Origin of the sequence: Pectobacterium quasiaquaticum, from assembly GCF_014946775.2 — a bacterium.
GTDB classification, from domain to species: Bacteria; Pseudomonadota; Gammaproteobacteria; order Enterobacterales; family Enterobacteriaceae; genus Pectobacterium; species Pectobacterium aquaticum.
In genome coordinates, this window is record NZ_CP065177.1 from 761,282 (window position 1) to 786,539 (window position 25,258).

General features: G+C 51.3%; 18 protein-coding genes and 1 pseudogene. 8 read left to right on the forward strand and 11 right to left on the reverse strand.

From position 1 onward, the window contains the following. The first annotated feature begins 1 nt into the window (after position 1). Both IG609_RS03510 and IG609_RS03515 read left to right on the forward strand, forming a co-directional pair. Positions 2-2,131, forward strand: a complete 2,130-nt coding sequence (locus IG609_RS03510; RefSeq protein ID WP_193397355.1) for an HlyD family efflux transporter periplasmic adaptor subunit — start codon at positions 2-4, stop codon at positions 2,129-2,131. A 446-nt stretch (positions 2,132-2,577) separates the two neighbouring features. Then, positions 2,578-4,308, forward strand: a complete 1,731-nt coding sequence (locus IG609_RS03515; protein ID WP_193397354.1) for a polysaccharide lyase family protein — start codon at positions 2,578-2,580, stop codon at positions 4,306-4,308. Positions 4,309-4,525: 217 nt separating this feature from the next. On the opposite strand, the pseudogene IG609_RS20500 reads toward IG609_RS03515, so the two are convergent. The 4 genes and pseudogenes from IG609_RS20500 to acs form a co-directional block, all read right to left on the reverse strand. Continuing rightward, positions 4,526-4,897 (reverse strand): annotated as a pseudogene (locus tag IG609_RS20500) (RpnC/YadD family protein); the annotation flags it as partial. Between the two features lie 493 nt (positions 4,898-5,390). Further along, positions 5,391-7,049, reverse strand: coding sequence for a cation/acetate symporter ActP (actP, locus tag IG609_RS03525; RefSeq protein ID WP_193397352.1), 1,659 nt, complete (start codon positions 7,047-7,049; stop codon positions 5,391-5,393). Then, on the reverse strand, positions 7,046-7,357 hold the full coding sequence (locus IG609_RS03530; protein WP_095993717.1) for a DUF485 domain-containing protein: 312 nt from the start codon (positions 7,355-7,357) through the stop codon (positions 7,046-7,048). The genes actP and IG609_RS03530 overlap by 4 nt, the downstream gene beginning before the upstream one ends. A 125-nt stretch (positions 7,358-7,482) precedes the next feature. Beyond that, the gene (acs, locus tag IG609_RS03535) at positions 7,483-9,444 is read right to left on the reverse strand and encodes an acetate--CoA ligase (RefSeq protein ID WP_193397351.1); all 1,962 of its coding nucleotides are present in this window, start codon (positions 9,442-9,444) and stop codon (positions 7,483-7,485) included. An 896-nt stretch (positions 9,445-10,340) separates the two neighbouring features. Between acs and IG609_RS03540 the strand changes: the two genes are divergently transcribed. The 3 genes from IG609_RS03540 to IG609_RS03550 all read left to right on the forward strand — a co-directional run bounded on the left by IG609_RS03540 (position 10,341) and on the right by IG609_RS03550 (position 12,977). Next, a complete protein-coding gene (locus tag IG609_RS03540; RefSeq protein ID WP_040031067.1) occupies positions 10,341-10,733 on the forward strand; it encodes a hypothetical protein in 393 nt (130 codons plus the stop codon). 862 nt (positions 10,734-11,595) lie between these two features. Continuing rightward, on the forward strand, positions 11,596-11,796 hold the full coding sequence (locus IG609_RS03545; RefSeq protein WP_226373415.1) for a FecR family protein: 201 nt from the start codon (positions 11,596-11,598) through the stop codon (positions 11,794-11,796). A gap of 170 nt (positions 11,797-11,966) precedes the next feature. Further along, positions 11,967-12,977, forward strand: coding sequence for an AI-2E family transporter (locus IG609_RS03550; RefSeq protein ID WP_193397350.1), 1,011 nt, complete (start codon positions 11,967-11,969; stop codon positions 12,975-12,977). A 94-nt stretch (positions 12,978-13,071) separates the two neighbouring features. Here the strand turns inward: IG609_RS03550 and IG609_RS03555 are convergent, their stop codons facing one another. Then, positions 13,072-14,598: an MFS transporter gene (locus tag IG609_RS03555; protein ID WP_193397349.1), complete on the reverse strand. Its 1,527-nt coding sequence runs from the start codon at positions 14,596-14,598 to the stop codon at positions 13,072-13,074. 382 nt (positions 14,599-14,980) lie between these two features. Here IG609_RS03555 and IG609_RS03560 point away from each other — a divergent pair, with 382 nt between their 5' ends. Continuing rightward, positions 14,981-15,355 carry a hypothetical protein gene (locus tag IG609_RS03560; protein WP_193397348.1) on the forward strand — a complete coding sequence of 125 codons (375 nt, stop codon included), beginning with the start codon at positions 14,981-14,983 and terminating at the stop codon, positions 15,353-15,355. On the opposite strand, the gene IG609_RS03565 is transcribed toward IG609_RS03560, so the two are convergent. Continuing rightward, positions 15,348-16,835: a mannitol dehydrogenase family protein gene (locus tag IG609_RS03565; protein ID WP_193397347.1), complete on the reverse strand. Its 1,488-nt coding sequence runs from the start codon at positions 16,833-16,835 to the stop codon at positions 15,348-15,350. The two genes, IG609_RS03560 and IG609_RS03565, sit on opposite strands and share 8 nt — an antisense overlap. A gap of 322 nt (positions 16,836-17,157) precedes the next feature. Here IG609_RS03565 and IG609_RS03570 point away from each other — a divergent pair, with 322 nt between their 5' ends. Continuing rightward, positions 17,158-18,438: an O-acetylhomoserine aminocarboxypropyltransferase/cysteine synthase family protein gene (locus IG609_RS03570; RefSeq protein WP_116186520.1), complete on the forward strand. Its 1,281-nt coding sequence runs from the start codon at positions 17,158-17,160 to the stop codon at positions 18,436-18,438. Between the two features lie 63 nt (positions 18,439-18,501). Here the strand turns inward: IG609_RS03570 and IG609_RS03575 are convergent, their stop codons facing one another. The 3 genes from IG609_RS03575 to cybB all read right to left on the reverse strand — a co-directional run bounded on the left by IG609_RS03575 (position 18,502) and on the right by cybB (position 21,058). Then, entirely contained in the window at positions 18,502-19,518 is a 1,017-nt protein-coding gene (locus IG609_RS03575) for a L,D-transpeptidase family protein (RefSeq protein ID WP_193397346.1), read from the reverse strand. A 184-nt stretch (positions 19,519-19,702) separates the two neighbouring features. Next, entirely contained in the window at positions 19,703-20,500 is a 798-nt protein-coding gene (locus IG609_RS03580) for a deaminated glutathione amidase (RefSeq protein WP_193397345.1), read from the reverse strand. Positions 20,501-20,521: 21 nt separating this feature from the next. Then, positions 20,522-21,058 carry a cytochrome b561 gene (gene cybB, locus IG609_RS03585; protein ID WP_193397344.1) on the reverse strand — a complete coding sequence of 179 codons (537 nt, stop codon included), beginning with the start codon at positions 21,056-21,058 and terminating at the stop codon, positions 20,522-20,524. Between the two features lie 480 nt (positions 21,059-21,538). Between cybB and IG609_RS03590 the strand changes: the two genes are divergently transcribed. Continuing rightward, positions 21,539-21,964, forward strand: a complete 426-nt coding sequence (locus tag IG609_RS03590; protein WP_193397343.1) for a hypothetical protein — start codon at positions 21,539-21,541, stop codon at positions 21,962-21,964. 94 nt (positions 21,965-22,058) lie between these two features. Here the strand turns inward: IG609_RS03590 and IG609_RS03595 are convergent, their stop codons facing one another. Together IG609_RS03595 and IG609_RS03600 are read right to left on the reverse strand one after the other, a co-directional pair. Then, entirely contained in the window at positions 22,059-23,627 is a 1,569-nt protein-coding gene (locus IG609_RS03595) for a glycoside hydrolase family 43 protein (RefSeq protein ID WP_193397342.1), read from the reverse strand. A gap of 53 nt (positions 23,628-23,680) precedes the next feature. Next, on the reverse strand, positions 23,681-25,117 hold the full coding sequence (locus IG609_RS03600; protein WP_193397341.1) for a glycoside-pentoside-hexuronide (GPH):cation symporter: 1,437 nt from the start codon (positions 25,115-25,117) through the stop codon (positions 23,681-23,683). Between the last annotated feature and the right edge of the window lie 141 nt (positions 25,118-25,258).

A 25,258-nucleotide genomic window follows, 5' to 3' on the forward strand; every position in this document is an offset into this window, starting at 1 on the left:
GATGGCCGGAGGCGCGACGTCAGCCGCTGGGCTTAGCCCGCTGCGCGATGAACTGATCCTGCACGCTGGGCCGGCTAACCGTGACGGATCGCCCAGTTGGACGCTGGAAGATCCGCTACGTGGCCTCTACTTTCGTATCGGCTGGGCGGAAATGGCGATGTTATCGCGCTGGTCGATGGGGAACGCCGCGCAAATTGTTGCCGAGGTTAACCAGACTTCTACGCTGATGCTTGATGACAGCGATGTGCAGTACTTCAATCGCTTCTTGCAGGCTAACAGCCTGACGCGCGTTTCCGGCGATGAGGCGCTGGCGCAGTTTTCTCGTCAGGTGGAACAGTCACGCGTTTCGATTTGGCGCAAGCTACTGAAGAACTACCTGTTTTTTCGCATCCCCTTATGGCACCCCGATCGCTTTCTGGGCGCAACGCTGCCGTGGGTCGAACCGTTTTTCAGCCGGACTTTCCTCAAACTGACGCTGCTGGTGGCCGTGCTGGGGCTCTTCCTCGCCGGACGCCAGTGGGAAACGTTCAAGCATACGTTTCTGCATTTCTTCACGCTGGAAGGCGCAGCGCTGGCGGGGTTGACGCTGTTTTTTACCAAGATTCTGCATGAGTTCGGCCACGCTTACACCTGCAAGCGCTTTGGTGCGCGTGTTGCCACGATGGGCGTCGCGTTTCTGGTGATGATGCCGGTGCTGTACACCGATACGTCCGGTTCGTGGAAGCTCACCCGCCATCGGGAGCGGATGGCGATTGGCGCGGCGGGCATGATGACCGAGCTGGTGCTGGCGGCGTGGGCGACGCTGGCATGGAGCTTCTTGCCGGACGGCATGCTGCGCAGCGCCGCGTTTATGCTGGCGACGACAACCTGGATCATGACGCTGGCGATTAACCTCAGCCCGCTGATGCGCTTCGACGGCTATTTCCTGCTGTCCGATGGATTGCAGATGCCGAATCTGCAAAATCGGGGCTTCGCGATCGGCCGCTGGCAGATGAGGGAATGGCTGTTCGGCTTAGGGGATGCGCCACCGGAGCACTTTCCACGCTGGCTGCAACGCACGCTGGTGGGCTATGCCTTCGCGGTGTGGATATACCGTTTCTTCCTGTTTACCGGTATCGCGATTCTGGTTTACCACATGACGTTCAAACTGCTGGGGATGCTGCTTTTCGCGATTGAAATCGGCTACTTCGTGGTGATGCCCGTGGTAAATGAAGTGCGCGAATGGAGTAAACGCCGTAAGGATTACCGTATGAACCGTAATATGACGACAACGCTGACCGTGAGCGCTGTGGTGCTGCTCTTGCTGATGATTCCCTGGCAGCGCGGCGTGTACGCTCCAGCGCTGCTGCGGGCGGAACAGCAAAGCAGCCTGTATATGCCTGTGCCCGCGATGATTCAGCGCATTGACGTGAAGGTCGGCCAGCCCGTGCAAGCAGGACAAACGCTGTTTACGCTGTCGTCTGACGCGCTGACGCATGAACGGCAACAGCTAGAACGACAAATCGCCACGCTGAACTGGCAAAGCACCTTTCAGGTATTCAACAAGGAAGCGGCTGGCGATCACCAGCGGGTAAAGCAGGAGCACGAAGCCGCGCTGCAAAAGTTACAGGTCTTACAGCGTCAGTCTGAGCAACTGACGGTGCGTGCGCCGATAGACGGCGTGGTGGCAGACATGACAACGCCGCTGGAAACCGGCGAGTGGCTGGGGCAGGGCGAATGGCTTGCTGTTGTCACCAAGCCAACCGGCGGGCTGGTAGAAGCATTTGTATCGGAAAAAGACTGGCAGCGGCTTCGCACGGGTGCAAAGGGGATGTTTTATTTACAGGATGTGAGCCGTTCGTCGCTGCCGCTCACCATTGTGGAGATTGCCAGCACGGCAACCCGCGATCTGAACGCCGCACCGGAACTGGCATCGATTTATGGCGGCGATATTGCCACGCTGAGCGATTCACAGCGCAAGCTGCATCCTGAGCAGGCCGTTTATCGCGTGCTGCTCAGTCTGCCCGACGATTATCGTGCTCAGCCGCAGGTGCTGCGCGGCACGGTGGTGATGGACGGTGAGGCGCAAAGCCTGTTGATTCGCGGCTGGAAAGTGGTGTCCGCCGTACTGATTCGCGAGCTGTCATTCTGATCAGTTTTGATTTCTGCGATGTCGATCCTGACTTTCTTCCCGCTATTGCCAGATTCTTGTTTGTGCTGGCAGTAGCGTGAAGGAGGGCGCTTATCCCCTAGACTATGTTGTTCCCATCACGGCTATACCCGTCATACTTCAAGTTGCATGTGCGTTGGCTGCGTTCAGTCACCCGAATCACTTACCTGAGTAAGCTCATCGGGATGCCTTCGCTTGCCGCCTTCCTGAAACTCGAATTATTTAGGGTATATATTTCAAATAGCTGGCATTTTTTTGATATCTCAGGTGACACCCAATGTTGGATATTAGGGGAAACACGGTGATGAGGTTCCCGCAGGGATACCTCGCACCGTGGTAGCCCCGTGTATCTCGATATTGAAGCGGCAGTGGCCTGAACGGATGCGATAAAAATTCTGTCTAACCAATTGAACACAAGAGGGCTGACTGTGAAGCGATCTGTCTTGTTGTTGGTGGGGGCCATGCTGGCACCCTATAGCTATAGCGCGCAGGATAATGCGGTGTCGTTATCCGTTTCTGGTTTGAATACCGTGTTGGATAACGGCTTGCTGAAGATTGCATTCGGGGAGGATGGCAGCGCGGTGAGTATGGTGACGGGAGGCAAAAATATCGTCACCAATCTGTCCGGCGCGGCGCGTGACCCAAGCAAAACGCGTAGCGCTTACCTCGATTACTATATTAACGATGCTCATGCTAAAGGCGTCAAAGATTTTGTCCCCGAGCGGGTAGAGGTGCTGCGCAACGATCGTGAGATGGCGCATGTCGCCTATATCGACGATCGCGACGGGCTGTTACGGCTTGAATATCACCTGATTATGCGTCGCGGTGTTAGCGGGCTTTATAGCTATGTCGTTGCTGAAAATAGCGGAACTCAGGACGTTAAAGTCAGTGAACTACGTAACGTCTATCGCTTCGATCCCGCCCAGTTAGATCATCTCTACAATGGCGATCGTCAGGGTAAACCGCTGCTCTACAGCCAGCTTGAAGCGTCGCCGAAGGTGCAGGATGAAACCTGGCGATTGCCAGATGGCAGCATTTATTCCAAATATGATTTTGCCGGTTACATGCGTGCTGCGCCTTTCTGGGGCGTTTTCGGTAACGGCGTGGGCGCGTGGCTGATTCACGGTAATCGGGAGTATTTCTCCGGCGATGCGCTCAAGCAGGAGTTGTTGGTGCATCAGGATGCGATCATCCTGAACTACATGACGGGTTCACATTTCGGCACGCCGGATATGGTCGCTCCACCGAGCTGGAAAAAATTCTACGGTCCGTGGCTGCTGTATATCAATCAGGGCGATACCGGACACATGCTGGCGGATGCTCAGCGTCAGGCGCTGACGGAAGCCGTCAGTTGGCCGTACCAATGGGTTGACGATTCCCGCTATGCGCGCGAGCGCACGCAGGTAAGTGGACGCGTTGCCAGTCAGCATCCGGTGACCGTCGTGCTTTCGTCATCGCTGGATGAACCGTTTGATGTGCAAACTCGCGGCTATTCGTACCAGGCAATCACCGATGCTCAGGGGAATTTTGCGATTCCCCATGTCCGTCCGGGCAATTACCATCTGGCGGTATACGCCAATAGCGGTACACAGCCGGGAATATTGGCAGAACAAACGCTGTCCGTTTCCGGTGATAAGCAAGTGCTGCCTGTGATTGCCCTGCCTAAAGCCGAGCCGGTTGTGTGGGCTATTGGACAGGCCAATCGGCAGGCGAGCGAATTCCGCTTTGGCAATGAGGCACGCAACACCCGCTGGCAGCATGAGGTTCCGGCAAACCTGACGTTCGATATTGGCCGCAGCGACTATCAGCGTGACTGGTATTACGCACAGACCAAATCGGGAAAATGGGATATCCGTTTTGCCCTGCAACCGGAGAAGAAAGCCTATTTTCTGAACATTGCGTTGGCGGCCGCGAGCAACAGTGGCATGAGTGAGCCGACCATGCCACAGCTGGCGGTAGCGGTGAACGGTACCACGTTGGAAACGCTGACTTACGCAAATGACAAAACCATTTATCGCGGTGCGCTACAGAGTGGTCGTTATCACATTGCCCGCATCCCTGTGTCATCTCGCTTTTTGAAAAACGGCAACAACACGATCACGCTACAATTAAAAGGCGGCAGCGTGATGTATGACGTGGTGACCTTAAGCGAGGAATAAACCCCGTTTTAACAAGGTGAAGCGCTGGGTTCCGCAGAACCGTGGGCAGGGATAGCCCACGATAAAAAAGCGCAGGAGCGATTTTCAACAACGCGCAGCGTTGGCCCGAAGGGGCGTGGGCAGGGATAGCCCACGATAAAAAAGCGCAGGAGCGATTTTCAACAACGCGCAGCGTTGGCCCGAAGGGGCGTGGGCAGGGATAGCCCACGATAAAAAACTATTTCTGCTCGCTGCGGAGCAGTTGCGTCATCTCTTCATCGGACAGTTGGGTAACGCGCTGAACTAGCTCCTGCTCCATCTTGTTTTGCAACAACTGACGGGCGATGTTCAATGCGCTAGATTTCATCCCTTCTTTAATCCCCTGCTCAAATCCCCTTTGGTGTAATTGTTGTGCAATGGTCATTGTGTCCTCCTTATGCGTTGACAGGGGCTCAGCCACTGAATCAATGAACCTGTCTATGTCAGACGTGTTGCCCACTGTCGCGACGTACAGTAATAACGCGTGCCGCAGTGGCAAAGACAGATTCCAGTGTTCAAATAATAGCCCGATGTCGTGCGCTAATTCCAGCATATCCCGTGTTCGAATATGAAAGAAGTTAACGCTTCTTTAGTGGGTTTCAGACCTCTTACAAGCCTCTATATTTGGGATATGACTAGATTTTTCCTTCACCGTGGCAGCCTATTATTGGTTGTATTTTATGTCGCCTAAGAGACGGTTTCGTGCGCCATACCGTGATCATTCATATGTTAAATCGTATATGCGCCCGACGCATGGCGCTCAATCGCCGCCGCCCTGCGAACCCTGGCTTCCGGCTAAATTATGCCGCTGCGCGGTTCCATCGGTGTTCATGACCGCTAATCGAGCCGTCAGTGACGCGTTCCCTACGCGACACTGACTTTCGCGACGTCCTGTCGCTCACTCGGCGTTCATGAATACCGCTGCATAATTTTGTATGCCGGATAACGGCATAATCCCTTATCAGTCGTGGAGTCTATGTATAAAAATCTTGGTAGGGGAGAGTGAACCAGAAACATCAAAGAGTTAAATCCTCCCCTGTGAAGGGGAGGATGAGAGAGGAAGATTAGTGGGAACTGCTTTTTGATGCGCCGACGCCCGTTTGTGAGCGGACAAACTGTGCATGGAAGCGTGCGCGTTCCTGCTGTCCGGCTTCGGAACGATCGGTGATGGAGAAGAACCAGATACCGATAAACGCGACCAGCATGGAGAACAGCGCTGGATAGTCGTAAGGGTAAATAGGCGTAGCGTGACCGAGGATCTTCACCCAGATAGTCGGCCCTAATATCATCAAAATAACCGCGGTCAATAGCCCCGCCCAGCCACCAATCATGGCACCACGCGTGGTCAGCTTCGACCAGTACATCGAGATGATAATAATCGGGAAGTTACAGCTCGCAGCGATGGAGAATGCTAAGCCGACCATGAAGGCGATGTTCTGTTTCTCAAACAGGATACCGAGCGAAATCGCCACTACACCCAGCACCAACACGGTGATTTTTGAGACTTTCAACTCCTCACGCTCTGTCGCTTTCCCTTTCTTGATCACGTTAGAGTAGAGATCGTGGGACACGGCAGAGGCACCCGCCAGCGTCAGACCCGCGACGACGGCCAAAATGGTGGCAAAGGCCACGGCGGAGATAAAGCCGAGGAAGAAGTTACCGCCGACCGCATCGGCCAGATGCACGGCCGCCATGTTATTTCCACCGATAAGCGCACCCGTTGCGTCCTTAAATGCAGGATTCGCGCTGACCAGCAGGATGGCACCAAAGCCGATGATGAAGGTCAGGAAGTAGAAATAGCCCATGAAGCCCGTGGCATAGAACACGCTTTTTCGTGCTTCTTTCGCATCGCTGACGGTGAAGAAACGCATAAGAATGTGTGGAAGACCGGCCGTACCGAACATCAGTCCTAACCCGAGAGACAACGCTGATATCGGATCAGAGACCAGCCCGCCGGGACTCATGATAGCCGCCCCTTTCGAGTGAACCGCTATCGCCTGTTTGAACAGGGTGTCAAAGCTGAAGCCCACGGATTTCATGACCATCACAGCCATGAAGGTGGCACCGAATAGCAGCAGCACGGCTTTAATAATCTGTACCCATGTGGTGGCGAGCATGCCGCCAAACATTACGTACATCACCATCAAAATCCCAACCAGCACCACCGCTATATGGTAATTGAGGCCGAAAAGCAGCTCGATGAGTTTCCCTGCTCCCACCATTTGTGCGATGAGGTACAAGGCCACCACCACCAGCGAACCGCAGGCGGACAGGCTACGGATCGGGCGCTGCTGCAAACGGTAGGATGCGACGTCAGCAAAGGTGTAACGCCCGAGGTTACGTAGCCGTTCTGCGATCAGAAACAGAATAATCGGCCAGCCGACCAAAAAGCCGAGTGAGTAAATCAGGCCGTCATAGCCAGAGGTATAGACCAGCGCAGAAATACCGAGAAAGGATGCAGCGGACATGTAGTCGCCTGCAATCGCCAACCCGTTCTGGAAGCCGGTGATGTTGCCGCCAGCCGTATAATAATCGCTACGTGAACGCGTTTTCTTCGACGCCCAGTAGGTGATATACAGCGTGCCGCCGACGAACAGCAGAAACATCACGATTGCCTGAATATTCAACGGCTGGCGCTTGACATCCCCCGTGAGGGCATCTGCCGCCCATGCAAGTACAGGCAGCGCCAAAAGCCCGAACAGCATCATAAAGCGTATTTTCATTGCTTTACCTCATCCAGTAACTGCTTGGTCAGACGATCAAATTCACCGTTAGCGCGATACACATAGACGCCAGTTAGAATGAAAGAAATCGCAATCAATCCCACACCAATCGGAATACCTCGGGTAATGCTGGAGCCTGGAGCGATTGGCGTTCCCAGCCAGCCAGGCGCAAAGGCGATCAGCAGAATAAAGCCGACATAAAGCACCAGCATGATGAGTGAAAGAAATGCGGCAAAACGCTGTCGCTTGTTGACCAGTTCTCTGAATAAGGGGTGACTTTCAATCCGTTGATAAATGGCATCATTCATCGTAAGTCTCCAGTAATCTATAGGGTTGGGTGCTACCGCGACGTCACTATCTGATTTATCGCCACCCACATTCCCGCAATCCACATCATGGCTTACAGGAATGAAGAGAGTGGTGGGTCAGAAGGTTATTGAGAGGCGGTACTCATCGCCTGCTTTTCTTCGAGCAGTTTTTCGACGACGCCAGGATCGGCCAGCGTTGAGGTATCCCCCAGATTGCTGGTGTCACCGGCAGCGATCTTACGCAAAATACGACGCATGATTTTGCCGGAGCGCGTTTTTGGTAAAGAGTCAGTCCAGTGTAGGATGTCCGGTGTAGCAATCGGACCGATTTCCTTACGCACCCAGTTGCGGACTTCCGTATACAGCTCGCTGGACGGCTCTTCGCCGTGGTTCAGCGTGATGTAGGCGTAAATAGCCTGCCCTTTCATATGGTGCGGAATGCCGACCACGGCTGCTTCGGCAATCTTGGGGTGTGCAACGAGCGCTGATTCGATTTCCGCTGTCCCTAGACGATGCCCAGAAACGTTCAGCACGTCATCAACGCGGCCCGTGATCCAGTAATAGCCATCGTCGTCACGGCGCGCGCCGTCACCGCTGAAGTACATGCCTTTAAAGGTGGAGAAATAGGTTTGCTCGAAGCGATCGTGATCGCCAAACAGGGTTCGTGCCTGACCCGGCCAGGAGTCCACGATGACCAGATTACCTTCAGCGGTGCCTTCTTGCGGGTTGCCGAGGTTATCGACGAGCGCAGGCTGTACACCGAAGAAAGGGCGCGTCGCGGAACCCGCTTTCGGCTCAATCGCGCCGGGCAGCGGGGTGATCATGAAGCCGCCCGTTTCCGTTTGCCACCAGGTATCGACGATGGGGCATTTACTATTGCCGATTTTGTTGAAATACCACTCCCAAGCTTCTGGGTTGATCGGCTCACCGACGGAACCCATGATCCTGAGGGATTCACGTGATGTTCCTTCGATCGCTTTATCACCCTCAGCCATCAGCGCACGGATCGCAGTAGGGGCGGTATAGAGGATGTTGACCTTATGCTTATCGACCACTTGCGCCATGCGGCTGGCGTCCGGCCAAGTTGGCACACCCTCGAACATCAGCGTAATCGCACCGCATGCCAGCGGGCCATAAAGCAGGTAGCTGTGCCCCGTGACCCATCCAACGTCCGCTGTACACCAGTAAATTTCGCCGGGATGGTAGTCGAAGACATACTTGAAGGTTAGCGCGGCATAAACCAGATAGCCGCCAGTGGTGTGCAACACGCCTTTGGGCTTACCGGTCGAGCCTGACGTATAAAGGATGAACAACGGATCTTCCGCCTTCATCTCTTCTGGCGGGCAATGGTCGTCTGCTTTTTCAACCAGATCGTGCCACCACAGGTCGCGTCCGTCCTGCCATTCATTGATCTTACCCGTACGACGGAAAACGATAACGCTGGAAATGGTGGTGACGTTCGGGTTTTTTAACGCTTCATCAATATTCTTCTTCAGCGGAATCACGCGTCCAGCGCGTACGCCTTCATCGGCAGTAATGACCAGTTTAGCGCTGGAATCGATGATACGCCCAGAAATCGCTTCGGGAGAGAAGCCCCCGAAGATCACCGAGTGAATTGCCCCGATTCTGGCGCAGGCCAGCATTGCCACGGCCGCTTCTGGCACCATCGGCATATAAATGGCGACGACATCACCTTTCTTAATGCCCTGCGACTTCAGTACATTGGCGAAGCGGCACACGGACTGATGCAGTTCACGGTAGGTGACTTTTTTACTTTCTGTTGCGTCATCGCCTTCCCAGATGATGGCGGTTTCATCGCCATGCTCGGCCAGATGGCGATCCAAGCAGTTTGCTGCCACATTGAGTGTACCGTCTTCAAACCAGCGGATACTGATGTGGCCAGGGTCGAATGACGTGTTCTTGATCGTGTTATAGGGTTTAATCCAATCGACGATTTTTCCTTGCTCGCCCCAAAAGGCGTCGGGGTCGTCAACGGACAACTGATACATATTTTTGTATTGCTGGGCATTTATCAGTGCATTTTCCGCAATTGAAGCGGGAATAGCGTGTTTATTATGTTGTGTCATAGCGCTTCTCCTTAAACATGTTAATTTTATGTCAAATAATCGTTAATTGTAGTTGGCTTGTTATCTTTGTTTCTTTTTTGCGCGATTGATCACGCAATGCTGGAAAAGCAGTGGGGCGTTACTTAAAAGATAGCCTTTTGGCTCAGAAAGCAGGCAGTTTTTTCGTGGTAGTCAAAATGCAGTAAGTGATGTACGTCACAATATGACGGCTAGCAGAATTATCAGAGCTGTTACCATGCCATTAACGATCAATTCATTGTTTTCAATAGATTATATCTATTGTTATCAAATTTTTGATCGCCCTTTACGATCAAAAGGCATAAAGATCCCGCTTATTCAGCCGATAGTAAAAATCCTGTTGAGAGTATATTCCTACGTAGACCAGCTAGTTAGCACGTTAAACTATGGTTGATGTGTTGAAATTTTGTTCCGGTTGTTAATTATATGTAGACTATTAATGAAATAGATTTATCTGATTATCAACGGGGGAGGTAAACATTGATAATCTACCCTGAGTTCTACAGCACAGATATGGAGCTGCTTAAAAGCATAAAGATGACGTGTGCTAGCCGCTGACAAAAAGAAAAATAAAGTGTTATTTTTTGTGTCTGATTCAGAAATACTCGGTTTCCAAAAATAAATAACATAGATATACCCAATGCAACTGACGTTGAGTAAAGCGGCAGGTGTTTTAGCTCCAGTAGCCTGAGAACGTGTAAATGGTTCCGGTTAGCGAAATTCCCTATTCTTATTGGGTGATTTTCTGGGGTGGGGAAGAACATTATTAGTCCGGAAACCTTTTATATTCCGGTAGGTTGATTGCTTATCAATAGTGCGTCGTGGCGTCATGGCGCGCTGTCAGATATCTTTTTACATAGCATGATGCAGAGGAAACAATGAGTCTGATATTTGGCCGGAATGAGATTTTAGGCATGCTTTCTCAACCTGTTCATAACGATCGCCGTGCGGTGGCGGTGATTGACGAAAAATGTAAGGTTGTTTGCGCGAATTCTGCTTTCAAAGCCCATTTTGGATTGCGTGCTGAAATGAATACGCCTGTCTCAATTGATGATGTACTCCCTATCAACGTGAAGTTTGCTTATCACGATTTTATGACGAATTCCAACATGTTGAGTACGCGTGTGGTTTCGGATTTGTTGTCTGATGGCTTTACCAAAAAGCAGTTAAGTACGCTGTCTTTTTCGAAGTTGAACGTTGAAAACCGCGTGCTTTCTCTGCTGATCCTAAATCAGGATGCGGTTGAGCCTTCGACGAATTTAGCGTCATAATCTCGAGTAATCGGAGATTATCTTGCTGGAATGCTAGAAACGCGTATTTCTCAGTGGAAAATCACGACAAAAGAAAAATTGTTGCAATTAATAACGTTTTTGTGGTTGATTTAACGCCGTTTTTTCAACAGCAAGTGATGGCGTCGCGCCAGTTTTTCGTGAATGAAGAATGAAAGGCATTATTTATTAACTACGACAATGTTAAAATTAAGAAAAATAGAGAGTTATATACTTTATTGCATATACTATGCTTGTTTAAAATAAACAGCGAAACGTTTCGATATCATTCAGCCTTTCTTCTTACCTATTCATTCTTTCTTTTTCCTGTCCACAAATTATTCCCTTAGACATCATAGTTTATTAACTGCTGGTAATAAGCTCTGGAAGTTTTCTTTATTTTTAGTGTGTTGAATCCGAAAAGATGACAAATGAATAAGTAGACTATCGTCTAATTATTGATGTGGTTGAACCTATACCGTGTTTATCGCGATATAGCACGTTTTGATAAAGATGACGTCAGTTTTTTATTAGTCCCTGTATCGGTTTACCAATAGCGGCGCCGTATTTTTCCTAATATTTCTGATTGATAACCGGTTACTTTAATTACTTTTCGATTTTTGGTTCCCCTTTTTACTCTCTCAATTGGCATAGCTTCTGAAAAAGTGTTTCTTATGCGATAGGGGATCAGTAATGCTTAAATTCCGTACCCACCTGTTAGCGCGTACTTTACGTGCTGGGGTATTTCTGCGGCGTCTGTCCAAATGCGTCAGGCATGGCAACGATGTTGACATCAGCATGATATCCACCAGCTTGCCTGGCAGCAGGTTATCTTTACCCGTGACAGGCGCAGGTTGCGGATAACATGCCGCTAGGGCAGTTCATCAATAAAGTTTCCTGCTATCAAAATGGTTATTTTCATGTTGATTCTGCGGTAGTGTCGCTACGGATTTCCGGCGTTTTTCCGCTACATGAAACCGATCGCTTGCTTGATGCCGTTGCACGGACGCTGCCAGTGAAGGTGACTCGGCGTGTTGCCTGGTGGGTGGATATCCGTCCGAGCTAAAACACTGCTGGTATTTTGCAGGTAAAACACCAAAAATATCCCTCGTTTGTTATCACTGGCAGAATAGACGTCAATCTGACGCATATATATCAATCTGTTGGTACCGAAAAAGGCGTAGCATACTCCACAAAGCGTATCCTCGGCGTTGCCTCTTCATACGGGATGTCATCATGCAGTTACTGAATCTGAAACAAGCTCGCCTGTTGAGCTTTTTCTTTATTATGGGTGGCCTGCTTATATTGCTGCCTTTACGCCTGCTGACCTGCTTTATTGCCGGTTTTTTGGTGTATGAAATTGTGAATTTACTGACGCCCTATTTTCAACGGGTCATCAGCGGTAAGCGAGCTCGCTGGATTGTGGTCGCGGTGATCAGCACATCGGTCGTCAGCCTGTTGAGCCTATTGTTTGGCAGTCTGGTCGGGCTGTTGATGCAGGAAATGAAGGATACAGCTGCCTTCAATGTGCGCATTGGCTACATCCTCAATGATATCCAGCAGCAGATCGTCCACTACTTACCGGGGTATCTGCCGGTTAGTATTGAAGAGCTCCAGCACGAGCTGTTGCAATGGGTTCAGGCGCATATTGTGATGTTGCAGAACATGGGAAAAAGTTTTCTACATGGCTTTGTGACGATGCTGATTGGTATGGTGCTGGGCGCGATTGTCTCGCTTTATAACGTCGATAAAGATACGGAAAAACCGTTACTCAAAGCGGAGTTACTGCGTCGGGTTTCGCTGTTGTCGGCCTCGTTCCGCAACATCGTTTTCGCTCAGGTGAAAATCTCTGCAGTTAACACGGTGCTGTCTGCCATTTTCATTCTTGGCGCTCTACCGCTGTGTGGTATCCATCTACCGTTTGCCAAAACGCTGGTGGTGCTTACCTTTGTTTTCGGTCTACTGCCTGTGATTGGTAACCTGATCTCCAATTCGATCGTTTTCCTGTCTGGCTTATCGCTTTCATTGCCGATTGCGCTGGTTGCGCTGGTGTATTTGATGCTGATTCACAAGCTTGAATACTTCCTGAATGCACAAATCGTTGGGACGAGGATCAAAGCGCACGCGTGGGAAATCCTGCTGGCGATGCTGGTGTTTGAGGCGGCGTTTGGCTTGTCCGGTGTGATTGCTGCCCCGATATACTACGCTTACCTGAAAAGTGAATTGAAAGAAGCATCGTTGATTTAATCCTGCCCGATCGGTTAATCAAAACACGACGCGCTAAATGAATCAGCCCAATACGAGATTGGGCTGATTGTTTTTACCTGATACCTGTCTTCAATTAATGTTGGGCAGTGGCAACCTGCGGTTTAGCCTCTTCTGACTGAACGCCTAACGGGTTGTTACCCCAGCACTTCTCATATTCCCAGCCCGTCAGCTCTTCTGCGACAGCGCGAGCATGAGCCGGTACGTCTGCAATCGCGCCGCCCGCTTTGATACGTGCAATCTCTTCCAGCAGAATGGCGTGGTTTTTACGATCCAGCTTCATCTGCGTCGTGTAGTAAATCGCAACCAGCGCAAGACCGATAACACCCAGCGAGAACACGCCAACAATCGCCTGTACGGCAGATTCCGGTTGTACTGACTGTCCGGAGACAAAGCCGAATTGGCTCAGCGTCCAGCCCATCGCGAAGACAATCACAGAGCGAACCATTTTACCGGCAAACGTCATAGCACCGGCGTAAATCCCTTCACGACGACGTCCAGTGAGGACTTCATCCACATCGGCCAGGAAGGTATAAACCGTCCACGGAATGTAGTAGATACCGCCCGTACTCAGGCCAAACACTGCCGTAATGGCGAACAGAACAAAGATGGTCATGTCTTCTGACCAGTTAGCGAAATAGAGCGCGGCATAGGCCATCACGCTGACAATCACTACCATCAGTGCCAGGCGGAATGGTCGTGCAAAGCCCATTTTGACGCAGATACCAATGAAGGCTGCGGTAGAAATGAGCTGCATAATTGAGCTAAAGCTATTGAGGTGCGATACCAACGCCGTGTTCTGCTTCAGACCAAAGACGATGAAGTAGGTAAACGCGGAAGCGAAAAGCCATTCAGCGCCAAAGCCAAACAGGTACATCCCCAGATGCTTGCGGAAAATACGCAGACGGAAGGTGGAAACCATATCCACACTCAGCTTTTTCATCGCTTGCCACAGGCTAGATGTACTTTCACGGACGATTTCGTTGACCGGGCGCTCCCAGGATGTCATGTACAGCGCGATCATCGCCCCACACATAATGGCGCCGTAGACTAGGCCGGTGTAGAAGAATGGCGTTGCGGAATCTTTACCGTAGATGGCAATAAACTGCCCAGGAATGAACGCTGCCAGGAAGTTGGCGATTTTACCGAAAATGGCTTTAGAACCTGTCAGCTTAGAGCGCAGTTTAAAGTCAGAGGTCATTTCGGTAGCCAGCGTTTCATACGGCACCATGATCGAGGTGTAAATCAGCTCGAACAGCACGTACGTCGCCAGATAGTACCAGAAGCCAAAGCCTTCAACCCAGAGCATGGGGTAGACCAGAACCAGCGGGACACCCAGCAAAATAAAGAAGCGGCGGCGGCCAAATCGGCGACCAACCCGAGTGTTGTAGAAGTTATCGCTGATGTACCCCATGATGGGGTTACTGACAGCATCAATGATACTGGCAACGGAGAAGATAGCAGCAGCCTGGACCAATGTTAATCCACAGAATGTGGTGTAAAAGTACATCAGCCATGCGCCGCTGATAGCAAGGGCACCACTGCCAAGCAGGTTCGCACTGCCGTAGCAGAACGTATGTTTAAAAGAGATTGGTTTATTCATGATCAGCCTAGTTACAAAGATGAAACAATATTTCAGTTCTATTGAACTATCATTTCTTTATCATTTGCTCTATTGAAAAGAAAGTAAACTGACGATCACGCTTTAGCGCGATTTTAATGACGATCTGTCAGGCAGATCATGAAATAAGATATTTTAATTTGCTTTTTATAATTTTTTGATATTGTCTTTATGTTCTTAACTTACAAAGTCTGTAGGTTTCTTACGGGAAGTGTTGCGCGTGCAGATTGGCGACGAGGCAATAGTGGGCGCAGCCCCACAAATCGATGGCATGGTATGAAATAACGCATTGACCGCAGAGAGGAAATGTCGTCATCATCCCGCCCAGTTTACTTTATCGTATTCCCTCATCAGGAGCCGTAACGTGAGTCATTTGCTGGTCTATGCCATTATTTATGTGATTTTTATTGCTGTGGTTGGGTTGTTTGCTTTTCAGGCCTGGTTGCCGCCTTCCGCACCGCGTGGGCTGAGAGATCGTGCGGGTATTTTGGTCGGGGTGTTGCGCTGCGCTACGCTGTTTCTCGTCGTTTCTGCAATGCAAATTTTGTTTCCCAATTCTCTGCTGGATAAGCTTGTCTGGCTGGTTGCCGCAGCGATGCTGTTGATCGCGGTTATTGGTGCGGGAATGAGTTGGTCATCGCTGCCGTGGCTGGATGAAACAAAGGGGAAAGGCCGCACTCTGTCGCTGGGCGTCCAAAGTACGGTATATCTTGCGCTGCTTGGATTTATCGTTATTTAAAGTCTTGTACCAGTGCGGCCACGGTGTTCTTCGCGCCGTGATCGCGTAGCTTCAGATAAGCCTGTGCGATAGCGTTAAATACATCGTGGTTTGCTGACAGATCCTCGCCGAAAATAGAACGAATATTGAGAAACGCACTGACCCGCTCGGGGCTATCTGACGTTTCCGCAACGATCTGTCTGAGCTTGTCAGCCAGCGGGTCGCGGATTTCGATAGGGTTGCCTGCATCGTCTTTTCCGCTGACATAACGCATCCAACCAGCGACACCTAATGCCAGACAGCGATAGTCCCCACCATTACGCAGATGCCAGCGTAGCGATTCTAGCATACGCTGAGGCAGCTTTTGTGAACCATCCATCGCGATTTGCCAGGTTCGATGCTTGAGTGCGGGGTTGGAAAAACGGGTAAGTAGCTGAACGGCATAGTCTTTCAGGTCGATATCCACCACACTGAGTGTCGGTGCTTGCTCCAGCAGCATGAGATGAGACACCGCACGGCGATAGTTCTCGTCATTCATACAGTCGCTGACGTGATCATAGCCAGCGAGATAGCCTAGATAAGCTAAAAACGAGTGACTGCCGTTCAGCATGCGCAGTTTCATTTCTTCAAACGGCAGTACGTCATGCACCATCTGCACGCCCGCTTTTTCCCACTCAGGGCGTCCGGCAGTGAAATGATCTTCGATCACCCATTGAATAAAGGGCTCGCAGGCTATCGCACAGGGATCGGCGACGCCAAGATGATCGGCAATTTCCTGCAACGCTTCTGGCGTCGCGGCAGGGACAATGCGATCCACCATCGTATTCGGGAAAGAAACCTTAGCCTCGATCCAATCGATCAGGCTCTGATCGTTGAGTCCCGCCGATTCCAGCACGGCGGCTTTGGCCGTTTTGCCATTTTCCGGCACGTTATCGCATGAGAGGATAGTGAACGGTGCGATCCCGCGTTCGTGGCGCAGGCGCAGCGCTTCCGCCAGCAATCCCGGCACTGAGGCAGGATGACGAGGATCGCTGAGATCCTGTTGAATTAGCTTATTGGCCCGATCCAGCTTGCCGCTCGTCCCATCCATGCAATAACCTTTCTCGGTAATCGTCAGGGAAACGATGGCAGTTTCTGGCGCGGCGAGTTTCTCAATAATGGCGCCAATGCCTTCTATTTTGGCATGTAACGATTCACACACGGCACCGACCACAATTGGCTGATTTTCCGTCGCTGCTTTTTCCAACACGGTAAACAGATGATCCTGCTGGCGCAGCGCATTGATCATGGTGCCGTCGCTGAACAGCACGACTTCACAAATTCCCCAGTCTCCTCCCACTATATTCAGCACGCGATCGGTGAGCAGTGCCTGATGAGCACGATGAAAAGCACCAAAACCGATATGTACGATGCGCGGCTTCAGCGCCTTACGATCGTAGTGGGGGAATTTGACGCTGGCTGGCAATTCGCAGGTGGCGATATTTTTTATTGTATCAGTCATTTATTGCGCTTTCGGGTGGGATGATCCATGACGTTAAAAGTAGCTGTGATTTGCAGGCGGTGCAATACGTGACGCGCAGATAGGTTACGGTGCGCACGTTTTTTTCTCTGCGCAAATTTTATCGTTTTTTTAGATTCGGTTCCGCGGTGGAGCACGATTTTGTGAGGGGGCTTCAGCGTAATAATGTAACGCTGAAATTTAGTCTTGTTTTTAATAACTTATCTCCATTTCTTCTACATCATCAAGTGCTTTTCCCGATCGCTGTCTGCTATTTTGTCTGGATATTTTCCTCACTCCAACGATCAACAAAAAGGCCCGTAAGATGAAACTTGAATCCCTTGCGCTACATCATGGTTATGAATCTGAAGCGACAACGAAGTCCGCCGCCGTGCCGATTTACCAGACGACTTCTTACACATTTGACGACACGCAGCACGGTGCCGATCTGTTTGATCTGAAGGTGGCGGGCAATATCTATAGCCGTATCATGAACCCGACGAATGCGGTGCTGGAACAGCGGCTGGCAGCTATTGAGGGCGGTATTGGCGCGCTGGTGCTTTCATCCGGTATGGCGGCGATTACTTATTCGCTTCAGGCGCTCACGCAGGTTGGGGACAATATCGTCAGCACTAGCCAACTGTATGGCGGCACCTACAATCTGTTTGCCCACACTCTGCCACGTCAGGGGGTCGACGTGCGGATGGCCTCTTTCGATGATTTTACGACGCTGGAATCGCTGATTGACGAACGCACTCGCGCCGTTTTTTGTGAATCGATCGGGAATCCGGCGGGAAATATCGTCGATATTGCCAAAATCGCGGAGATTGCACATCGCCACGGCGTTCCGGTGATTGTTGATAACACGGTTGCGACGCCCGTACTGTGCCGGCCTTTTGAGCACGGCGCAGATATCGTCGTCCATTCACTGACCAAATACATCGGCGGTCATGGCACCACGATCGGCGGTGCGATTATCGATTCCGGTAAGTTTGACTGGGTCGCGAATAAAGCGCGTTTCCCGTTACTGAATGAGCCCGATCCTTCTTACCACGGCGTGGTGTATACCGACGCTTTCGGCCCAGCTGCCTATATTGGGCGCTGCCGTGTGGTGCCGCTGCGCAATACGGGCGCGGCGCTTTCTCCGCATAGCACCTTCTTGCTGTTGCAAGGTCTGGAAACCCTCAGCCTGCGCATCGAACGCCATTGCAGCAATGCGGAAGCGCTGGCTGGCTACCTGAATCAGCACCCGTTGGTTACTTGGGTGAACTATGGTGCGTTGCCGGATAGCCCCTATAAAGCAAACTGCGACAAAATTACCTCGGGTAAGGCGTCTGGGATTATCAGCTTTGGCATTAAAGGCGGGAAAGCATCAGGCGGTCATTTTATTGATGCGCTGAAGATGATTTTACGACTGGTGAATATTGGCGATGCTAAATCGCTTGCGTGCCACCCGGCAAGTACCACACATCGGCAGTTGAATGCAGAAGAGCTGGCGAAAGCGGGAGTGAGTGAGGATCTGGTCAGAATTTCGGTCGGTATTGAGCACATTGACGACATCATCGCTGATGTGGCGCAGGCGCTGGAAGCCTCACAGAAAAAATAAACGATAGGGATGTTAGAGACACGCGTTGGAAATCTGAATCGGTTTCCAACGCGTCATAGACGATTACGAACGGTTAGCGTCGGCTGCGGTCGTCGTCTGTGCTTCTGGTGCAATCGGTGCCGCAACAGATTCAACCGGAATGGCTGGCGTGGCTTGTTCGATCAGACCATTGATTTTGGTCGGCATACCAGAACGTCTCTGGATTGCCTGATCGACTTCGCTGGTGTTCACGCTGGCGTCGGCCAGAACCTTGCTCACTTTTGGCGTCATACTGATCGGTGCCGGAGTATCAGAATGGAATTCTTCTACTGTGCGAGACAGCGGATTGTGAATTTCAACATAGCGTGAACCATCTGGCTCAACGGTGGCTTTCACTGGTTCATTGATGAACTGAACGCGAGTACCGACCGGAACGTTGTTGAACAGATACTTGATATCATCGGCGCGCAGACGGACGCAGCCGTGGCTTACGCGTAGACCAATACCGAAGTTGGCGTTGGTGCCGTGGATCGCGTACAGGTTACCGATGTACAGCGCATACAGCCCCATTGGGTTATCTGGGCCCGCTGGGAAAACTTTTTGCAGGGTTTCACCGCGTGCCGCATATTCTGCATGCATCTTCGCAGTAGGTGTCCAGGTTGGGCCCGCTTTCTTGCGCTGAACAGACGTTGTCCAGTTAATCGGCGTGTCTTTACCTAACTCACCAATGCCAATTGGCAGCACGACTACGGTCTTGGAGCCTTTCGGGTAGTAGTACAGACGCATTTCTGCGCTGTTGATGACAATACCTTCACGTGGTGCATCAGGCAGAATCAACTGATGAGGAATCACCATTTTGCTGCCGGGAATGGGCAGGTAAACGTCCGCATCTGGGTTGGCTTCCATCAGGTTGCTCAGACCCATTTGGAACTGTGCTGCAAAATGTTCCAACGGCTGTGTGCTGTCTTCCGGTACGGTGATGTCGATATTCTCGCCTATCAGCCGGCTGTTAGCCGCAGGCAGAGGATAAACAACGGCAAAAGCGGCTTGGCTGAATGCGGCTGCTGCAAGAACTAAAGTAAAGATCGCGCGAATACTCATTTTCATTTCTTTATTTGAGTGGTGAATGCACCCCCCGAATCAGGAGGCTGGTCTGCTAGGGTCGCCATGACGACCGGATGCGCATTATATGTGCAGAACGGCCTCAGAGGGAAACAACATGTGTAACTAATCACACTTTTTGGTGCTCTAATGAGAAAGAAAACCTCTTAGGGTGAACCGCGACTCAGTTTTCCTCTTCCAGCGTGGGTGTGCTAAAGCGGCGATTCTCGAGAACCGGGAGAATCTGACGGGCATACGCCAGTCTTTCAGGATCAATGTTGGCATAGATGAGTGCGGGTGTTTCCGGTGCCTGAGCGACAACAACGCCTAAAGGATCGACCACCATGCTGTTACCGATATTCTTGACGCCGCATTCGCCAACGGCGACGAGATAAGTGGTATTTTCCAGTGCCCTAGCGCGCACCAGCAACTCCCAATGCGCTTCTTTCAGCGGCCCCTTAATCCAGGCTGAGGGGAGAACGAGTACGTCAGCGCCGTCCAGCACCAGACGGCGTGCAAGCTCAGGGAAGCGGATGTCATAGCAAGTCATCAGCCCGACGTTCAACCCAGCTATAGTCAACAGCGGCGGAACTACTTCGCCTGCCAGTACGTTTTCCGATTCCTGTACGGAAAACGCATCGTACAGATGCAGCTTCCGGTATTGCGCGACGATCTCGCCGTTGCGCAGCGCCAGCAGCGTGTTCCAGACTTTCCCTTCGCCATTCGGGATATGCACACACAACATGGTTGTCAGGTCGCTGCCTTTGCTGGCTTCCAGCAGATGCGAGATAAACGGGCCATCAAGCGGCTGGGCAGCGGTGAGCACCATATTGGGATTGGTAATATCGCGAGCCAGCACGCCTTCGGGCAGCACCAGCAGGTCGGTACCGTTTTGCTGTGCTGACAACATAAACTCAGTAATGGTCGTGGCGTTTTGCTGCCACTCGCGGTCAACAGCGAATTGTCCCAGTGCGACTTTCATACTTGCTCCCTCGTTGCCCAGTTAATCGCGCTTGGCTGGCATCATGCGCAGCAGCGTGTTGTCTTTCATCACATAGTGGTGGAACAGGGCCGCGGCGGTATGCAGGGCAATGAGCCAGTAGCCTAGCGGTGCCAGCGTTTCATGCCAGCCAATCAGCGTTTCAGCGATATCGAAATTTGGTGTCGTGGCGGTTGGCATGCCGATCCCAAAAAGCATCCAGTCCCTACCGCTGTAATAGCGTGAGGCAATGCCCAGCATCGGTAGTGTGATAAATAGCAGGTAAATGATGGCGTGAGTGAGTGAACCCAGCGCACTTTGCCAGCGGGACGGCGGTGGCGTAATCGCGGGTGAGGTATGCCGATGGCGCAAGAACAGGCGAGCCAGCATGAGAACCAATATGGCTACGCCGCAGCTAAAGTGCGTCACCATCATCACGGTGCGCAGCAGCGAACCGCGTTCAGCAAATCCGCGTAGTTCGATGGTGGCATAAGTCACAACGAGCAACAGAAAAACTAGCCAGTGCAATGCAATTTGCGATGGTGCGAACTTTCCTTTCATGTTTTGTCCTCTGCGACGTTGAGCGCGGTTTGACACCGTAACGAGCGAATAATCTCATAAAGTATAAGGCAACTTGTCTCTTGTCAGCCCTTCTTTACCCTGCCTGACAAACTGGGTTATCGACGTTGGATTCTTCAGTACTCAGCTTTGTTTGGATAGGGGAAAACTCAAATAAAAAATTTCTGGGAGAAATTTTTAACGTTGTGCCAGCAACGGCACGTAAGAGGGGCGCTCAGGGATGGCATGCCATAAAAACCGGACGAAGCCGGTTTGGAGAGGAACGATTATTCCTGCGGGTTTTTCTCTGCCTTGCCTGCCATCATCGCGTGGATTTGTCGATTTCCGGCAATATAGCGGATTGATATCTTTTTGTACCGATGGAAGGAGATTGCCGCATGATTTTATTTGCTCATTACTGCCACGACAGGTAGCGTTTATACTAAAATAACATCTGTAATCAATGTATGAAGGAACCGGGCGATGGCAAATGATGAAATAAAAAATAAATTGGTTTCCGTACTGGCTTCACAACAGGCGAAGGGAAAAACGCCAGAACAGGCTGTCGAGCACATCCTTCAGGCATTGGGGGGGCGAGCTGGTGATGTGTCCCGTATTTCGATTTTGACGTCGACATTAATCGCCGATGTGCTTTATACCGTGTATCAGGAGACGATCGCACATCAGCAAATTGCGGTGATTTTACGCAAATTGGGTTACGCCGCTCGCGACATTGCCACTGCATTACACGCCATTTATCCCCCACTCACCGTCCATGAAATAGGCCAGCTTTTGCAGAGTCCGGAAATCTATCCGACGATCGATCGCACTGCGTTACTTGATGCGCTTACTTACGCAAAATTCTCCAAAGCGGAAAGCGAGCTGGTTGCTGATGCTCTCGGTGTTTAATACCATAACATTTTGATATCAGAGATATTTGATATCAGAACAGTACTGAAGCATAGGCAGCCAGACTCGTGATTTTCCTATAGCCGTTATCGGACTACTGATCGATAGCGGTGATTTTCACGTCTTTAACCTGAGCGTGACTCTCGCCATTTCCTGATGCTGTTGTCAGCGCGTACAACCCCACTTTAGCGCCGACCCACTTGCCAGGGCCTGCTGCGAAGCTATCGTTAAGCGTACAATATTCTCCGTCATCGCCCAGCCAGGCGAACTGGCAAATGGCATTCTGCCGCACGGTGACGCGTAGGATGAGACTCTGCTGTCTGGGCAACACCATCAGAGGTTCCTGATATTGATCCAACTGCTGTGCATCACTCATCCAGCCGAATCCGGTTACTAATTCAAGACCTTTCGCGCTTTTCTCAACGCCGAGGAAAGCGAAGCGCTCGCCATAAATAATCAGGCCGCAGCGATCGCCTATCTGCTCAAAAACCGGCGTCAGGTGTACGGTCACCTCGAATTCCTCTGCCGGAAATTTTTGCATCAGCAAATTAGGTACGTCATACCATGACGGTTCGCCCGCGCGAGTAGGCATGGGCTGGCAGAATAGCTGGAGCCCCGGCTGAGTGAGCGTTAGCCAGCGTGAGTCTGGGTTAGCTTGCCACTGCCATTGCCGCCCCAGCGTGGCCGATGAGAAATCGTCGGAGGTTGAGGGGGACTGTATGACAACAGGAGTATTAACACGAGGTTTAGACGCTTCCTGCACCGGTTGCCCCTGTCCCTGCGAATTATGCTGTTCGCCGATCAGCGGCCAGTCATCCTGCCAGCACATTGGCTGTAGATGGACGACGCGGCCATAAGCATGACGATCCTGAAAATGTACGAACCAGCTTTCACCGTTATCTAACTCGACCCACCCGCCCTGATGTGGCCCATTAACCGATGTTGTCCCCTGATGCAGGACGATTCTGCTTTGCCATGGCTCATTCAGTGAACGCGTGCGTAGTACTGTTTGCCAGCCGGTAGGAACGCCACCCGCTGGTGCAAAAATGTAATACCAGCCATGGCGCTTATACATCTTCGGCCCTTCGATGGTTGGCTGCGTCGCTCGACCATCGACAACAATTCTGCCTTCATCAAGTAAGGATCGGCCATCTTCTGCCATTCTGCACAGTTGCAGCAGGTGTTTCTTACCACTGCGGCTGAAGGCAAAAGCGTGTATTAGCCAGGCTGTGCCATCGTCATCCCAGAACGGGCAGGGGTCGATCCAGCCTTTAGCCTGCTTCAGGCAATGCGGCGCACTCCATTCGCCTCTGGGATCGTCAGTCTGTGACATAAAGATCCCTTCATCAGGCGTACTGAAGAACACCCAGAATTTTCCCGAATGATAGCGAATACTGGGTGCCCAGATGCCTTTGCCCGGCTGAAATTGTTCATATCCTGGCAGATCGAATCGGCTCAATACGTGGTTGATTAGCGCCCAGTTCACTAGATCCTGAGAATGCAGGATTGGTAACGCTGGCATGTGGTTAAAGCTGGACGACACCATGTAAAAGTCGTCGCCGACTCGCACGATGTCAGGATCGGAATAATCGGCGCATAAAATCGGATTTTTATAACGTCCGTTACCCAAATCTGGGTTCCAGGGAGAATGTTCTGTGCTCATGTTATTATCCTGATAATAAAGAACGGGCAACGTATTGCCCGCCGGTATCGCGATCAGGCTGCGCCTTTTGGCGTCAGACCTTGACCGACAGGAAGTTCACTTTCTGCTGTGCGGTCAGCCGTGCTGTGACGTTTCGCCAGATCGGCCTGAATGGTTGCCATCGTCTTATCGTCCAGTTTGTAAAAACGTACCAGCCAATAAAGTACTAGGTAGGAAAGTGAGGGGCCGATGCTCAGCAGGCCGATAATACCAGCGGTGGCAAGTGGCGTTTGTGTCGGTGAACCCGCGACATAGCCGAACCAGCCGAGTGAAAAGCCGACGATAGCTCCCGCAATTGCCATACCCAGCTTCAGCGCAAACAGGTTGCCAGAGAATGACAGGCCGGTAATCCGGCGGCCTGTTTTCCACTCACCGTAATCGGCGGCATTTGCCATCATGTTCCATTTGAAAGGTTGGTACATCTGGTGGAAAAAACCGATCAAAAAATAGAGCGGGAAAACAACAGCCAGCCACTGTGGCGGCACCATAAACAGGATGGTGCCGACAAACACCAGCAGCAGGTTGATGTTTTTAAAAAGACTTATGCTGCTGAATCTCTTGCCAAAGTAACCCGCCATCATTGCACCAATAATGGTGCCGACAACGCTGGTAGTAATAAACGCGGATTTCATTGCCGTTCCGGCGGCACTGTCTTGCTCCGGCCCCACCATCAGGTAGGTTGCATAATAAAGCGTCGCCGCACCGCGCATGACGCCAGCCATGCTGGAAAAGAAAGTAATGATGGCTACGATGCGCCACTGATCGTTGCTTAGCAGATTTCTGACATCGTCCCAGACGTTCTGATTTTTATCTACCGCAGGATTGATGCGTTCGTTTGTAGTGAAAAAACAGAAAAACAGCATCACGACAGCTAGGCTGCCCATGATCATCATCGTGCCCTGATAGCCCAATTGCTTGTTCGTGCCGCCAATCCAGTCAACCAGCCACAGCGTGCCGACCGACACCAATAACCCGGCCATTGAGGAGATGGTAAAACGGTAGGACTGCGCGGAAATTCTGTCCTTTTCATCACTGGTGATCACTCCGCCGAGTGAGCAGTAGGGAATGTTGATAAAGGTATAGAACAGCATCAGCAACGTGTAAGTGATGTAGGCATAAACCAGTTTTCCGGTGCCATTAAGCTCTGGTGTGGTGTAGGCCAACACGGCAATCACGGCGTAGGGAACGGCAAACCAGACCAGCCACGGGCGAAAATGTCCCCAGCGGGTTTTGGTCCGGTCTGCAATCAGGCCAATCAGTGGGTCGACGATGGCATCCAGCACGCGAGTAACCAGAAACATCACCCCCACTGCGGCTGCGGAGATGCCATAGATATCCGTATAAAAGTAGGTAAGAAACATGGTTACGGAAGAATAGACGATGCCACAGGCGGCATCGCCCATGCCAAAGCCGATTTTCTCCGCAACGCTCAGCTTATTATTGTTGGTCATTGGAAACTCCAGATGATGATTGAGGAACTTCTTGCCAGGCTCGCGGCTATTGTTATCCCCTTGTTGGGGATTAACTATTGCGGATTTTATTAAGAAGGTTACGTTTCTTGGTATGTGTTAGACAGGTCACAAAAAAATGAT

Bases quoted from the DNA above. Each gene is read 5' to 3' on its own strand.
- IG609_RS03565 (WP_193397347.1), bottom strand. From the start codon at position 16,835: ATGACTGATACAATAAAAAATATCGCCACCTGCGAATTGCCAGCCAGC.
- IG609_RS03530 (WP_095993717.1), bottom strand. From the start codon at position 7,357: ATGAATGATGCCATTTATCAACGGATTGAAAGTCACCCCTTATTCAGA.
- IG609_RS03580 (WP_193397345.1), bottom strand. From the start codon at position 20,500: ATGAAAGTCGCACTGGGACAATTCGCTGTTGACCGCGAGTGGCAGCAA.
- IG609_RS03595 (WP_193397342.1), bottom strand. From the start codon at position 23,627: ATGAGCACAGAACATTCTCCCTGGAACCCAGATTTGGGTAACGGACGT.
- IG609_RS03550 (WP_193397350.1), top strand. From the start codon at position 11,967: ATGCAGTTACTGAATCTGAAACAAGCTCGCCTGTTGAGCTTTTTCTTT.
- cybB (WP_193397344.1), bottom strand. From the start codon at position 21,058: ATGAAAGGAAAGTTCGCACCATCGCAAATTGCATTGCACTGGCTAGTT.
- IG609_RS03600 (WP_193397341.1), bottom strand. From the start codon at position 25,117: ATGACCAACAATAATAAGCTGAGCGTTGCGGAGAAAATCGGCTTTGGC.
- acs (WP_193397351.1), bottom strand. From the start codon at position 9,444: ATGACACAACATAATAAACACGCTATTCCCGCTTCAATTGCGGAAAAT.
- IG609_RS03510 (WP_193397355.1), top strand. From the start codon at position 2: ATGGCCGGAGGCGCGACGTCAGCCGCTGGGCTTAGCCCGCTGCGCGAT.
- IG609_RS03570 (WP_116186520.1), top strand. From the start codon at position 17,158: ATGAAACTTGAATCCCTTGCGCTACATCATGGTTATGAATCTGAAGCG.
- IG609_RS03575 (WP_193397346.1), bottom strand. From the start codon at position 19,518: ATGAGTATTCGCGCGATCTTTACTTTAGTTCTTGCAGCAGCCGCATTC.
- IG609_RS03540 (WP_040031067.1), top strand. From the start codon at position 10,341: ATGAGTCTGATATTTGGCCGGAATGAGATTTTAGGCATGCTTTCTCAA.
- IG609_RS03590 (WP_193397343.1), top strand. From the start codon at position 21,539: ATGGCAAATGATGAAATAAAAAATAAATTGGTTTCCGTACTGGCTTCA.
- IG609_RS03545 (WP_226373415.1), top strand. From the start codon at position 11,596: ATGCCGCTAGGGCAGTTCATCAATAAAGTTTCCTGCTATCAAAATGGT.
- actP (WP_193397352.1), bottom strand. From the start codon at position 7,049: ATGAAAATACGCTTTATGATGCTGTTCGGGCTTTTGGCGCTGCCTGTA.
- IG609_RS03555 (WP_193397349.1), bottom strand. From the start codon at position 14,598: ATGAATAAACCAATCTCTTTTAAACATACGTTCTGCTACGGCAGTGCG.